Source organism: Ruegeria sp. CDSB022 (genome assembly GCF_059611145.1).
The window spans coordinates 1-12,984 of record NZ_JBXWOZ010000021.1; the positions used below are offsets into that span (position 1 = coordinate 1).

12 protein-coding genes are annotated in these 12,984 nt (G+C 60.6%); 7 read left to right on the forward strand and 5 right to left on the reverse strand.

The features are described from left to right. Positions 1-1,078 (forward strand): COG4223 family protein (locus tag AC2FIZ_RS19310; protein ID WP_281973880.1); only part of this gene is annotated, 1,078 nt, incomplete at its 5' end. A gap of 10 nt (positions 1,079-1,088) precedes the next feature. Next, the gene (locus AC2FIZ_RS19315; protein WP_281973879.1) at positions 1,089-2,585 is read left to right on the forward strand and encodes a heme biosynthesis protein HemY; all 1,497 of its coding nucleotides are present in this window, start codon (positions 1,089-1,091) and stop codon (positions 2,583-2,585) included. Here AC2FIZ_RS19315 and AC2FIZ_RS19320 read toward each other — a convergent pair. From AC2FIZ_RS19320 to AC2FIZ_RS19330, 3 genes are read right to left on the reverse strand one after another with little or no spacing between them, the layout of a single operon-like run. Next, complete coding sequence (locus AC2FIZ_RS19320; protein ID WP_281973878.1) at positions 2,582-3,616, reverse strand: ABC transporter substrate-binding protein; 1,035 nt, start codon at positions 3,614-3,616, stop codon at positions 2,582-2,584. The two genes, AC2FIZ_RS19315 and AC2FIZ_RS19320, sit on opposite strands and share 4 nt — an antisense overlap. Next, entirely contained in the window at positions 3,613-5,010 is a 1,398-nt protein-coding gene (locus AC2FIZ_RS19325) for a sensor histidine kinase (protein ID WP_281996114.1), read from the reverse strand. The genes AC2FIZ_RS19320 and AC2FIZ_RS19325 overlap by 4 nt, the downstream gene beginning before the upstream one ends. Next, on the reverse strand, positions 5,003-5,674 hold the full coding sequence (locus AC2FIZ_RS19330) for a response regulator transcription factor (protein WP_281996113.1): 672 nt from the start codon (positions 5,672-5,674) through the stop codon (positions 5,003-5,005). The genes AC2FIZ_RS19325 and AC2FIZ_RS19330 overlap by 8 nt, the downstream gene beginning before the upstream one ends. 148 nt (positions 5,675-5,822) lie before the next feature. Between AC2FIZ_RS19330 and AC2FIZ_RS19335 the strand changes: the two genes are divergently transcribed. The 5 genes from AC2FIZ_RS19335 to AC2FIZ_RS19355 all read left to right on the forward strand — a co-directional run bounded on the left by AC2FIZ_RS19335 (position 5,823) and on the right by AC2FIZ_RS19355 (position 10,521). After that, positions 5,823-6,791, forward strand: a complete 969-nt coding sequence (locus AC2FIZ_RS19335; RefSeq protein ID WP_142637503.1) for a Bug family tripartite tricarboxylate transporter substrate binding protein — start codon at positions 5,823-5,825, stop codon at positions 6,789-6,791. A gap of 86 nt (positions 6,792-6,877) precedes the next feature. After that, on the forward strand, positions 6,878-7,309 hold the full coding sequence (locus tag AC2FIZ_RS19340; RefSeq protein ID WP_281996112.1) for a tripartite tricarboxylate transporter TctB family protein: 432 nt from the start codon (positions 6,878-6,880) through the stop codon (positions 7,307-7,309). Between the two features lie 10 nt (positions 7,310-7,319). Next, positions 7,320-8,858, forward strand: coding sequence for a tripartite tricarboxylate transporter permease (locus AC2FIZ_RS19345; RefSeq protein WP_142637508.1), 1,539 nt, complete (start codon positions 7,320-7,322; stop codon positions 8,856-8,858). Between the two features lie 144 nt (positions 8,859-9,002). Next, positions 9,003-9,455 carry an SRPBCC family protein gene (locus AC2FIZ_RS19350; protein WP_142637510.1) on the forward strand — a complete coding sequence of 151 codons (453 nt, stop codon included), beginning with the start codon at positions 9,003-9,005 and terminating at the stop codon, positions 9,453-9,455. Between the two features lie 91 nt (positions 9,456-9,546). After that, positions 9,547-10,521: a hypothetical protein gene (locus AC2FIZ_RS19355; RefSeq protein WP_281996111.1), complete on the forward strand. Its 975-nt coding sequence runs from the start codon at positions 9,547-9,549 to the stop codon at positions 10,519-10,521. 41 nt (positions 10,522-10,562) lie between these two features. On the opposite strand, the gene nadC is transcribed toward AC2FIZ_RS19355, so the two are convergent. Then, complete coding sequence (gene nadC / locus AC2FIZ_RS19360) at positions 10,563-11,417, reverse strand: carboxylating nicotinate-nucleotide diphosphorylase (protein WP_142637514.1); 855 nt, start codon at positions 11,415-11,417, stop codon at positions 10,563-10,565. Beyond that, a complete protein-coding gene (locus tag AC2FIZ_RS19365; RefSeq protein WP_281996110.1) occupies positions 11,414-12,982 on the reverse strand; it encodes an L-aspartate oxidase in 1,569 nt (522 codons plus the stop codon). Before AC2FIZ_RS19365 ends, nadC begins: the two co-directional genes overlap by 4 nt. Between the last annotated feature and the right edge of the window lie 2 nt (positions 12,983-12,984).

Genomic DNA, 12,984 nt, shown 5'->3' on the forward strand with positions numbered 1-12,984 from the left:
AGCCGAAGCCGAAGCCGAAGCCGAAGCCGAAGCCGAAGCCGAAGCCGAAGCCGAAGCCGAAGCCGAAGCCGAAGCCGCTCTTACGTCGCCTGATCAGACCGTCGCAGAACCGCCGGTCGAAAAACGCGGCGGCTTTATCCCGGCGCTTATTGGCGGTGCGATTGCTGCGGCGGCCGGGTTCGCTCTGGGTCAAAGCGGCGCGTTCTCCTCGGGTGAGTCCGACGCAATCGCCGCACTTGAGGCGAAGCTGACCGCACAATCCGATCAGATATCAACACTGTCGAAGTCTCTGACCAACGGGTCGGACCTGTCCCAGAAGATTGACGCGCTGACCAGCCAAATCGCGCCAATCACCGCTGATCTGGATGGGGTGAAGTCCAGCATATCCGATCTGACCAACAAGGTTGATCCGCTTGCCAGCCGTTTGGCCGAGTTGGAAAGTGGCGCGCTGACGCAGGGCGCTTCACCTGAAACCGGCGCGGCCATCGAGGCCGAGCTGAAAAAACTCCAAGACTCTTTGGCCGCGCAACGGGCCGAGGTGGAAAAGATGGTGTCCGACGCTCAGACGCTCGAGGCCGAGGCCGCAGCAAAATCACTGGCGGCGACCAATGCAGCCCTTCTGTCACGGGTGCATGAACAGTTGAATACGGGTCAACCTTATGGCGACCTGATTGCAGAACTGAAGGCCGCGGGCGTAACCGTTCCCGAGGCGCTGGCAGCACCGGCAACCGAAGGTGTCGCGACGATTGCAGCACTTCAGGACAGCTTTGCGCCCGCTGCGCGCACGGCGCTGGCCGATGCGCGGGACGCGGACAAGGGCACCGGAATTGTCGCGTTTTTGCAGCGCCAGACAGGTGCACGTTCGGTTACCCCGCAAGAAGGTGACAGCCCCGATGCGGTCCTGTCGCGGGCTCAAGCCGCTTTATCGGGCGGAGATGTCTCTGCTGCCCTGGATGAGCTGAAATCCCTGCCCGATGCAGCCAAAGCTGCATTTGAAGGGTGGGAACAGGCGGCCCAGACGCGGGTTTCTGCTGTGGATTCTGCAAATGCGCTTGCCTCAAGCGCGAACTCGAACTGAGGGGCCTGCTATGCTGTGGTCACTGTTTAAGATCCTTGTTTTTGTTGCGATTGTCGGCTTGTTGGCTCTTGGCGCCGGGTTCCTTATGGAAACCAAAGGCGGGGTGCAGATCACAGCGGGTGGCACGGAATACACGCTTGGTCCGCTTCAATCGGTCATTGCGCTGGGCGTGATGATCATTGCGATCTGGCTGTTCTTCAAGCTGCTGACCCTGCTGATCGCCACGCTGAAATTCCTCAATGGGGATGAAACAGCCCTGTCGCGTTATTTCGACCGCAGCCGGGAACAGCGCGGATATCAGGCATTAACCGATGGGATCATGGCGCTTGCCTCGGGTGAGGGGCGGATCGCGATGAACAAGGCGGCCAAGGCCGAAAAGCTGCTGAACAAACCCGAGCTGACCAACCTGCTGGTGGCCCAGGCCGCCGAGATGAATGGCGATACCCAAAAGGCATCTGAAACCTATAAGAAACTGGTGACGAATAATGCCACGCGTTTTGTGGGGGTGCGCGGTATTATGAAGCAGAAGCTGGCCGAAGGCGATGATGACACCGCCCGGAAGCTGGCCGAAAAGGCATTGGCCATCAAACCACGCCATCAAGAAACGCAAGATATCCTGCTGGGCCTGCAGACCAAGTCGCAGGATTGGGCTGGGGCGCGATCAACGCTGACCGCCAAGCTGAAATCCGGGCATTTGCCCCGCGATGTGTTCAAGCGCCGCGATGCGGTGCTCGCCTTGTCCGAGGCAAAGGGCATTCTGGACGAAAGCTCGACCGTAGAACAGCAGGAACAGGCAATCGAGGCCAACCGCCTTTCCCCTGATTTGGTGCCTGCCGCAGCGATGGCTGCCCGTGCCTATATCGAAAAAGGCAAGCCGCGTGCCGCAACGAAGATTCTGAAAAAGGCATGGGAGGCACAGCCACATCCCGATCTGGCCCATGCCTTTGCCGATATTGCACCGGATGAATCACCGGCCGAGCGCATCAAACGCTTTGCGACGTTGACCAGCATACACTCGCAGAATCCGGAAACCTGTCTGATTCTGGCCGAGTTGAACATCGTCGCCGAAGATTTCCCCGAAGCCCGCCGCGCGCTGGGGGATGTGGTTGAAAAACAGGCTGATGCCCGCGCCTATACGCTGATGGCAGCGATTGAACGCGGCGAAGGGGCCTCGGATGTGGTTGTGCAGGGCTGGCTGGCAAAGGCGCTGAACGCGCCGCGCGGGCCGCAATGGGTCTGCGACAACTGCCATGACATTCAGCCAGAATGGGGTCCGGTCTGTCAGAACTGCCACAGCTTTGACACGCTCAGCTGGCAAACGCCGCAAACGCCAGAGATCGCCTCGGCCACTGGTGTTCACATGCTGCCATTGATTGTTGGCGCGCTTGAGGACAAGGCCGACACCGATATGGATGAGGTCGACGAGGCCGATGAGCCTGAGGTTATCGAGGCAGAGATCGAACCGGTTCGGCCTGATATCGAACCTGCCATCGACGAAAAGACCTAGCGCGCACTTTCCACGTCGAAGGCGTCGTTCCACAGCTTGAACAGCTCGGCCCGTCGGTTCTGATCTCTGGCTACCAATAGGGCCGGCGATAGGGCGATGAACCTTCGGGCGCTGGGCGTTAACCCCGTATCGGCGGTGTCCATCTGGGCGACGAGACCCGAAGTTGCCAGCAGGGTTTGCGCCTGTGGCGACAGGAGAAAATCCAAGAATTCCGTGGCGGCTTGTTTGTTCCGCGCCTGGCGCGGGATCATCAGGGCACGTGACAGGACCAGAGTATAGTCTTCTGGCAGGATCACCCCAATGCCCGGGGCCTTGGCATTGGCCACATAAGACCCCAAAACGTTATAGGCGATCAAAAAGCGCCCATTGGCCACATCGCGGATGATTTCCGCAGAACAGCAAGTGGCCACCGCGTCGATACGTGCAAAACCTTCGATCAAAGAGCCGAAAGTCGTGGCCTCAAGGCTGTCTCCATAGGCAAACAGATAACCCAGACCCGAGGCCGCGATGTCATAGGTTGCCACGCGCCCACGCAGTAGATCCGGCTGGGTTCGCATCATGTCCAGCAGGGCGAACCGGCTGCGTGGGACGTTCTGATCCTGTAACAAGGTCTTGTTGTAGACGATGACGGCGGGTTCGGTGGTGATCCCCCACAGCTCATCCCGCCAGCGTCGCGCGGCGGGCAGGGCATTGGTAAGGTCGGATTGAAACCGGTGTCCGCAGGCCGAATTCACCAGCCAGACCATCTGTTGAATCGCGGATGAGAACACGATGTCTGCAGGATTCTCACCCGATTTACAGACCGTGCGGCTGTGTTGGAACAGAGCGTTAGATCCCCATTGTTCATAAGTGACCTGCAGATTGGGGTTCAGCGCCGTAAATCGTTCGAGCACGGGGGCGATGATCGCAATGTCGGTGGTTGACCGGATCAACATCGGATCCTGACCTGCGCCGAATTCTGCGATGGCTTCTTGGGCGCGCGAAAGCGAAGGAATCAAACTCAGCACGACAAGGGCTAGGGCTCGGATCATGTGCTGCTCTCATCTGTTCTGGCCGGGAAACTCAGCGCAGCGCGAAACCCGGTTTCATCCCGCCCCATCTCAACTCGGCCGTCAAAGGCCTCAGCGGTGGATTTCACGATGGACAGGCCCAGGCCGGTGCTGTCCTCGCCCGAACCGGTGCTGCGATTGAACCGGTCCCCCAGCTGATCGGCGATTATGGTCGCAGGTCCGGGCCCCTGATCGCGCACCCACAGAACAGCGCGCGCGCCCTCTTGCGCGGCGCCAATACGGACGGGTGGCAAACCATGACGCAGAGCGTTGCCAAGCAGGTTCTTGGCGGCTTCGCCGATCGAAAAGGCATCGCCATTCACAAGAACTGGCGTATCGCCGATTTCCAGACGCACCTCGATGGTGGGGGCCATCAATTCATGATCGCTGTGTTCCAGCACGTCCAGCGCCACTTCGCGCAGGTCGACGGGCAGCCGCGGGGCGCTGTCGATACGGTGGATCACCATGGCGCGCGACAGCAACTGATCCAGCAGCGTGCCCAGTGACCGGGTGCGCCCCAACAACCGATCCAGCGCGCGCGTGCGGGCTGGAAGGTCGGGATCGTCCTGCGCAATCTCGGCCTGGACCCGGATGGCGGCCACGGGTGTGCGCAGCTGATGAGCGGTGTCGGCAATCAGGTTGCGCATCGTGTCTACCTGCCGGTCCAGCCGCCCCATGAACCGGTTCATTGCGCTTAGCATCACCTGCAATTCGCGTGGCAACCCGTCGCTGGCCATCGGTGTCAGGTCATAAGGATCGCGACGGGTCAGGTCATCGGACAGCGCCTCAAGCGGGCGCAGGGCCGAGCGGGTGACAAACCACGACATGATCAGCAGCAACATCCCGGCCACCGCCATGGGCAGCAAGGCATCGCGCATCAGGCCCACGGTCATGGATTGGCGCGCGCGCAGGGTTTGGCCGACCAGAATTTCCACCTCGCCCGAGAAATCGCGCTCGGCAAACAGGCGGGTAACGCGGACGAAACGGGCGGGTTCCCCGTTCAGATCAGAGGCGAAATAGACCGGCGCAGTGCCAGTCTGTGGCGGCACCTCGATCGCGGTGTCCCGGTCCAGCCCGGTTATGAACGGGCCATCAGGCACCTGTACCGCATAGAAAATCCGGTCATCCGGCGCCTGCGCCAACAGCTGAAAAGCTGAAACCGGAAGGTCGACAAAGGGTTGGCCGTCCTGAATGCGAACGGATTCGGCGATGTCACTGGCCGCGCCCAGCAGCAGCCGGTCATAGGCCTGCCGCGCCGCCAGCCGACCATTGGCCCAGATCGACAGGCCAACCAGAAACCCGCCCAGAACCAGGATCAGAACCACCGCACTCAGAACGCGGGCCGTCAGGCTGTGGGGCAGGCGCAGCCTAGTCATTCAGACCGATCCGATACCCCACCCCACGCTGGGTGGTTATGCTGATGGCGCTGCCGGTGAATCTCTTGCGTAGCCGCGCGATATACAGCTCGACCGCGTTTTCCCCCACATCGGCGTCTTCGAACCCGTAAAGCGAGTTATACAGCCGTGATTTCGACAGATACTGACCTTCGTGCCGGATCAGGGCGTCCAGGACTGCCGCCTCGCGCGCGGTTAGGTTCAGGCGTTTACCGTTCAGCGTGGCGCTGCGATCCTTGGCGGCATAGATCAGCGGACCCAGCGTGATCTGTTCGCTTTTGCGATCGGCATCGCGCCGGACAAGGGCGCGCAACCGCGCCTCAAGCTCGCGCTGGTCAAAAGGCTTGCCCAAATAATCGTCGGCACCTTTGTCCAAAGCCGCGACACGATCTTCGACCGAAGTCAGTGCCGTCAGCATTAGCACTGGGGTGCGGTCGCCGCTGTCTCGGATTTTGCCCAGAAAGTTCAGGCCGGACCCGTCAGGCAGGTTTATATCCAGAAGCATCGCGTCATAGGTTTGAACTGCGCGGAAATCACGTGCGGATTCGACAGTGGTCGCCAGATCACAGACAACGCCCGACCGCGCCAGATGAGCTATTACGCCTTCGGCCAGATCTACCGCATCCTCGATCATCAATACGCGCATTGTCCCCCCGCGCCCTGCCCTGAATCTATGTGACAGGTTCGTGACAGCATTATTCTGTAAACAGTACCAGCCCGCAAGGACAGTCCCTTGCGGGAACAGGTTTCGGTTGCGGGAACGCAGCCCAAAAAGACCAGAGGAGGAGACACGAATGAAACTGTTTGGAACAAGCGGCGCGATTGCGGCTGCTGTTTTTGCCCTGTCCGGCGTGAGCGCCAGCGCACAGGAATGTATTGCCCCGGCCAACCCCGGCGGCGGTTGGGATTTCACCTGCCGTCAGGTCGGTAAATCTCTGCAGGATCTGGGTCTGATCGACCAGACCATGCAGGTTGTGAACCTGGCCGGCGGCGGTGGCGGTGTTGCCTTTGCCGAGGTCGTCAACAAGCGCGGCGAGGATAATGAGCTGATCGTAGCGGCCAGCGCAGCCACGGCGACCCGCCTGGCGCAGGGCGCCTATCCAGGCAACACCATGGATCAGGTGCGTTGGCTAGCGGCCATCGGTGCGGATTATGGCGTGATCGCCGTTGCTGCCGATAGCGCGGTTAACACGCTGCCCGACCTGTTGGATCAGATCAAATCCGATCCGACGTCTGTGTCCGTGGCGGGCGGTTCCGCCGTGGGCGGTTGGGATCACCTGAAGGTTCTGATCGCGGCCAATGCCTATGGCATCGAGGACGTACGGTCGGTCAAATACATCGCCTTTGATGGCGGCGGCGAAGCTGTGACCCAGCTGTTGGCTGGTTCGGTTCAAGCCTTTACCGGTGACATCTCGGAAGCCAAGGGTTTTGTCGACTCGGGCGATATCAAAGTCATCGCCGTATTAGCGCCTGAACGTCTGCCCGGCGAATTCGCCGATTTTCCGACGGCCAAGGAGCAGGGCATTGATGCCATCGGCGCAAACTGGCGCGGGTTTTACGCCCCTGGCGGAATGAGCGATGAGGCCTATGGCGATTGGGTCGGTAAGATCGGTGATCTTTACGCCTCGGATGAATGGAAAGAGGTCATGGCCGCCAATGGTCTGGCCCCGCTGGACCTGCAAGGCGCAGCTTTCCAGGATTTTGTTGCGCAATCCGTGGGTCAGATCCAGACCATCTCGAAAGAGATCGGGATCATCAAATAAGACCAGCACTCACCTGAGAGCGGGGTGTCGCGCCGGGCGCGCGGCACCCCGACCAGACCCATACTTCCCTTACATAGGAGATACCCATGAGTGATCGCATATTCGGGGTCTTCGGCATTCTTCTTGCCATCGGCTTTGCCCTGTCAGCGCTGGCGATTGAAGAGAGCTTTCTGTCAGACGCGGTTGGCCCCAAGGCCTTTCCACTGATTGTCGCCGCCATCCTTGGCCTGTCCAGCGCGGTCATCGCGTTGCGCCCGGATGCCGAGCCCGAGTGGCCCGCGCTGGGCCGGCTGGTCGAAGTCGGCGCCGCTGTAGTCGTGATGATCTTCTATGCCGAGCTGTTGCCGGTTCTGGGATTTGTCATCTCTACCGCCTTTGCCGCCGCCTATCTGGCCTGGCGACTGGGGTCCGGCCCGATCGAGGCCGTTGTGGTTGGGGTTGGAACCTCGGTCGGTATCTACGTCATCTTCCATCTGGTACTGGGCCTGTCGCTGGCCCGCGGACCATTGGGTTTCTAAGGGGAACGTCATGGAAACTCTTGCATCCCTTGGCGATGGATTCGCTATCGCGCTGACATGGCAAAACCTGTTGCTGGCCCTGTTGGGCTGTTTTCTGGGCACGATCATGGGCGCGTTGCCCGGTCTGGGCCCGTCGAACGGCGTGGCCATTCTGATCCCCCTTGCGTTCACGCTGGGGCTGGGCGCGACGCCGTCTCTGATCCTGCTGACCAGTGTTTATTATGGGGCAATGTATGGCGGGAGAATCTCATCGATCCTGCTGAACATCCCTGGGGACGAGCCTGCGATGATGACCTGCTTGGACGGGCATCCGATGGCCAAAAAAGGTCTTGCGGGCGAGGCGCTCTCGCTGTCCGGTATCGCCTCATTCATTGGTGCGTTTCTGGCCACATGGGGCCTGATCTTTCTGGCGCCGCAGCTGGTCAAGATCGCGCTGCTGTTTGGACCGGCTGAATATTTCGCCCTGTTCGCGCTGGCCTTCATGACGCTGGGCGGCGTGTCCTCGACCAATCAGGCGAAATCGGCCTTTGCCGCTGCGCTGGGCCTAGGGCTGGCAACCATTGGTGTCGATACCCAGACCGGCGTGCCGCGGTTCACCTTTGGTGAGGTGCACCTGTATGATGGGCTGGATTTCCTTGTCGCCATTGTCGGCCTGTTTGCCCTGTCCGAAGTGTTCATCTTTCTGGAGAACCGTCATGGCGGATCGGATGCCGCTGGGCGCAAGTTGAATATCGGGCGGCTTTACCCGCCGATGTCTATGATCAAGCAATGCATGCCGACCATGCTGCGCACCTCATTCTTGGGCTTTCTGGCGGGGGTTCTGCCGGGGGCCGGGGCGTCTTTGGGCTCGTTTATTTCCTATTCGATGGAGAAACGGTTGGTCGACAAGGACAACACATTTGGCACCGGTGATCCGCGTGGCGTCGCCGCGCCCGAGGCCGGCAACAACGCCGCCGCCGGGGGGGCCTTGGTGCCGATGCTGGCGCTGGGCGTGCCGGGGTCAGGGACCACCGCCGTGCTGCTGGCGGTTCTGTTGGCGCTGAATATCACGCCCGGACCGCTGCTGTTCACCCAGAACCCGGATGTGGTCTGGGGCCTGATTGCGGCACTGTTCATTGCCAACTTTATGTTGCTCGCGATGAATATCCCGATGGTGGGCCTGTTCACCCGCGTCCTGATGGTGCCCTCGCGTATCCTGATGCCCGTCGTGGCGATGGTCAGCTTTGTGGGTATTTACGGCATCTCGGGGTCCAGCTTTGATCTGCTGGTGATGATCGGGTTCGGTGTCATGGGCTGGGTTCTGCGCAAGCTGGACGTGCCGCTGGTGCCGATCATTCTGGGCACGCTGCTGGGCAACTCGATGGAGAATAACCTGCGCCGTGCGGTCACCATCGACAATGGCAACTGGTGGACGCTGGTTGACAGCCCGCTGGCCATCGGCTTGTGGTCCATTGCCCTGATCGGATTTGTTCTGCCTCTGATTGTAGGCGCGCGTGTCAAAGCCAAGATGCATCAGCGCCGCGACGAAGAGGGCGCGATCAGCGACTGACCGCATTGGGCGTCACCGCAAACCGGTGGCGCCCGATTAGGTAAGATTTGGGGTCGCGTATCCTGATCTGAAACAAAAAATTGAAACATTTGGCAAAAACCGCGGTATTGATAGGCACAAAGCTGTTGTGCGAAGGATGCCAGAATGGAACTCAGTGACGAAATCCGCATCGCTGCCCCGCGGGACGTGGTGTATGAGGCGCTGAACAACCCCGATATCCTGCAGGAATGTATCCCCGGCTGCGAAGAGCTGACCCAATCTTCGCCGCAAGACCTTGAGGCAAAGGTGGTTCTGAAAATCGGTCCGGTGAAAGCGCGGTTCGCGGGTCAGGTCACGCTGGATAAATCCAAGGCACCGGACGGATTTTCGCTGCAGGGCGAGGGCAAGGGCGGGGCTGCGGGGTTTGCCAAGGGCGGTGCCGATGTGACCCTGACCGAAGACGGGTCCGAGACGGTTCTTGCCTATACTGCTAAGGTGGATGTCGGCGGCAAGATCGCCCAGCTTGGCAGCCGTTTGATTGCCGGGACTGCCAAGAAACTGTCGGGGAAATTCTTTACCCGGCTCGGAGAGATCGTCTCAGAACAATCCGGCAGCTAGCCAGTTTCGCGCATTTCAGTTGACGGCGACCTCATTCGGCGCAATCACAAGAAAAACTGGCGGGCCAAACCCGAAGCAGGAGGCCAGAGTGATGGATTACGCGCAGCTGGAACGTCTTGAGAAGCGGGTTTCACTCAAGCCCAATGACCGACAGGCCATCCGGCAGCTTGTGACGATGCTGGAATACTCCAACCTACCGAAAGAGCATCTGGGCGCCTACAGCAAAGCGCAGCTTGAGGTGACGGGCGGGTTGAAAAAGGGCTGGCAGGCAGCCCTGGTCGACACCGGACGGCAGACCGCCGCCTATTCTGGTTGGATGAAAGCCCTGGACACACAGAAAATCCAGTTGGCCGTGCCCATCGCCCAGATCTATGTGGGTCAAACCATCACCATCAATGGCGAGCATGGGAATTGCGGCCAACGCCTGAATTTCTTTGAAGAAACCAAGGTGATTTGTGGACTGTGCCACGAGTGCTACAAGGTGCAGATCCTGCCTGAGAACCTTGAGGGGATGTTTCAGGTCTATTTCTTGCTGCTCAACCTGCAGCTGCCCAGGGACAATGCCAGAAAAAGCATGATCGAGCTGCGCGAAGCGGTCAAGTTTCCCTATAAGGCGTATATCTATTGTGAGTCGATCGCAGAGGCGAAAGAGTGTCTTGCGATTTTCCGTGCCGCACAGGCGGAATTTGAGATCACTGGGGTTCACTCAAAAATATCCCACGGATGTTCTGAATACAGTATGGAATACCCCGCGTTTAAGTATTCCGAGGGTGCGGGGGACGACTTTGAAACACCATCCGATTGGAGCGGGATCGAAGAGGCGTATTTCACGGACATTCCGATGCCTGCCCCGGAAAGACCAAGCAATTCCAAACCGATCCTCAGCTTGCGGGACGTTTTTGCCTTTCGGACATGGGTCAGGTTCGCTGAGCTGATCGGTGATAAATCCTGCGAAAAATATGGGACGCGCCTTGGCCCGGAGCTGCCTCAGCCCTTCGTCAAGCGTGTACAGGGGCAGGCGCGGGACCGGCACAGGGAAATGGTGGAGCTTTCTGCACAGGGTTAGCAGCTGTAGCCCATGTGCCAGTGCTGACGCGCGACCGTGGTCTAGACCGGAAAGTCCAATCCCAAATCCACGGTGCGCGCCGAATGGGTCAATGCACCTGAAGAGATATAGTCAACACCCGTTGCCGCGATTGAGGCGATGCGATCCAGCTTCACATTGCCCGAGGCTTCGGTCTTGAGCCTGCCATCCACCATCGCCACCGCCTCGCGCAGCATGTCATTGTCCATATTGTCTAACAGGACGACCGAGGCGCCTCCGACCTCAAGCACTTGGGCCAGTTGGTCCAGACGGTCGACCTCGATCTCGACGGCCATCATGTGGCTGGCATGGGCCTTGGTGGCCTCCAGCACCTGACGCACCCCGCCAGCGGCTGCGATGTGGTTGTCCTTGATCAGGATCGCATCTGACAGAGAGTATCGGTGGTTGAACCCGCCGCCATGCAGCACGGCCAGTTTTTCAACCAGACGCAGGCCGGGGGTTGTTTTGCGGGTGCAGGTGACGCGGGCATTTGTGCCTTTAGTTTCAGCCACGAAGCCGGCGGTCTTTGTGGCGATCCCGGTCAGGCGACCGGCAAAGTTCAGGGCCACCCGTTCGCCCGACAGGATTGAGGCGGCCGATCCCTTGATGGTCATCAGCGTATCGCCTGCCTTACAGGGTTGGCCATCGGCAATATGCGTGGTGATGTCCAATGAGGGGTCGATCAGGCGAAACGCCAGCGCCGCGACTTGCATGCCGGACACGACCGCATCCTCGCGCGCGTTCAGGCAAGCATCATAGGTGGTATCCGCCGGGATCACCGCGCGGGTGGTGACGTCGCCATAGCTGCCAAGATCTTCCATCAGGGCAATGCGGATCATCGGTTCAAGGACAAGATCGGGAACGGTAGAGAAGCTCATGATTGCTCCTTGCAGGCCTGCGCGCGGATGGCGAGTGCTTGGGAAAGGTACATTTCGGATCGTTTGCCGGGTCCGGCCGAGGGGTCGGGGAAATCGGATCGTTCATGCGCGCCGCGGCTTTCTTCGCGCGCCAAAGCGCCCGCCGCGATTAAAGTGGCGGTGGCGCACATGTTCAGGAAAGACGGGTTGTCGCTGTTTGCTGCCTCTAGCCTCGCGATGATGCCAAGCGCTTTGATCAGGCCCTTGCGATCACGGATAACGCCAACATAGCGGGTCATGGTCTGGCGCAGCTCTGTCACGGCGGCAGGGTCAGATGGGGTGCCGCCGTCCTGAAAGGTGATTTCCAGCGGCGGCGTCGCGCTAGGTGTTGGCAGGGTCCGGGCGATGCCTTCCGCGCAGATGCGGGCGTAGACCAGCGCCTCAAGCAGACCGTTCGAGGCCAGACGGTTGGCACCGTGCAACCCGGTCGAGGATGCCTCACCGCAGACCCATAAGCCGTCGATACTGGCGCATCCGCTGGTTTCGGTCGCGATGCCACCCATGTGGTAATGCGCAGCGGGGGCAACGGGGATGGGTTCCTGCGCCGGGTCGATGCCATTGCGGGCGCAATATTCGGCGACCGAGGGGAACTGTGCCTTGATCGCCTCGCCCAGAACCTCGCGCGTGTCCAGCATGGGACGGTTGCCCGCCTGAACCTGCGCATAGATGGCGCGGGCGACGACGTCGCGCGGGGCAAGCTCGGCATCCGGGTGGATGGCCTGCATGAACCGCGCGCCATGACGGTTGATCAAAATGGCCCCTTCACCGCGCAGCGCTTCGGTCGCCAGCGGCGCGGGGTCTTCACCTACATCCATCGCGGTGGGGTGGAACTGGACAAATTCGGCATCCGCAATCAGCGCCCCCGCGCGTGCCGCCATGCCAATCACCTGCCCGCGAATACGCGGCGGGTTGGTTGTCAGCGCATAGAGCCCGCCTGACCCGCCCCCGGCCAGCAAAACCGCAGCCCCGCGCAGCATCACCGGGGCTGACCCGCCATTATCCGCACGCTGAATGCTGACGCCGGTAACGCGCCCGTCTTCGACGTCCAGCCCAAGGGCCATGGTGCCCTCCAGAACCTGGATCGACGGGGTTTCGTGCACCTGTTCGATCAGGGCGGCCATGATCTGCGCGCCTGCCTGATCGCCCTTGACCCGGACGACACGGGCAAAGCTGTGCGCGGCCTCGCGCGACAGCACGTAATCGCCGTCCGCGGTCCGGTCGAAAGGCGTGCCCAGCGTGGTCAGGTCCAGAATATAGTCGCGCGCCTGACGCGTCACCAACTCAGCCACCTGCGGATCAACGGTGCCCGCACCGGCATTCACGGTGTCGTCCGCGTGGCTTTCCGGGCTGTCATCGGCGTCCATCGCCGCAGCCACTCCCCCCTGCGCCCAGGCAGAACTAGCACCCTCGCCCAACGCTTCAGGAGAGATCATCACCACCGGATGCGGGGCCAGTTTCAGCGCAGCATAGAGCGCGCCCAGCCCGGCGCCCACGATGATAACGCGGTCGGTGGTGAGGGTTTCCATCT

Excerpts from the sequence above, each read along its gene's own strand:
- AC2FIZ_RS19315 (WP_281973879.1), top strand. The coding sequence starts at position 1,089 with ATGCTGTGGTCACTGTTTAAGATCCTTGTTTTTGTTGCGATTGTCGGC.
- AC2FIZ_RS19320 (WP_281973878.1), bottom strand. The coding sequence starts at position 3,616 with ATGATCCGAGCCCTAGCCCTTGTCGTGCTGAGTTTGATTCCTTCGCTT.
- AC2FIZ_RS19325 (WP_281996114.1), bottom strand. The coding sequence starts at position 5,010 with ATGACTAGGCTGCGCCTGCCCCACAGCCTGACGGCCCGCGTTCTGAGT.
- AC2FIZ_RS19330 (WP_281996113.1), bottom strand. The coding sequence starts at position 5,674 with ATGCGCGTATTGATGATCGAGGATGCGGTAGATCTGGCCGAAGGCGTA.
- AC2FIZ_RS19335 (WP_142637503.1), top strand. The coding sequence starts at position 5,823 with ATGAAACTGTTTGGAACAAGCGGCGCGATTGCGGCTGCTGTTTTTGCC.
- AC2FIZ_RS19340 (WP_281996112.1), top strand. The coding sequence starts at position 6,878 with ATGAGTGATCGCATATTCGGGGTCTTCGGCATTCTTCTTGCCATCGGC.
- AC2FIZ_RS19345 (WP_142637508.1), top strand. The coding sequence starts at position 7,320 with ATGGAAACTCTTGCATCCCTTGGCGATGGATTCGCTATCGCGCTGACA.
- AC2FIZ_RS19350 (WP_142637510.1), top strand. The coding sequence starts at position 9,003 with ATGGAACTCAGTGACGAAATCCGCATCGCTGCCCCGCGGGACGTGGTG.
- AC2FIZ_RS19355 (WP_281996111.1), top strand. The coding sequence starts at position 9,547 with ATGGATTACGCGCAGCTGGAACGTCTTGAGAAGCGGGTTTCACTCAAG.
- nadC (WP_142637514.1), bottom strand. The coding sequence starts at position 11,417 with ATGAGCTTCTCTACCGTTCCCGATCTTGTCCTTGAACCGATGATCCGC.
- AC2FIZ_RS19365 (WP_281996110.1), bottom strand. The coding sequence starts at position 12,982 with ATGGAAACCCTCACCACCGACCGCGTTATCATCGTGGGCGCCGGGCTG.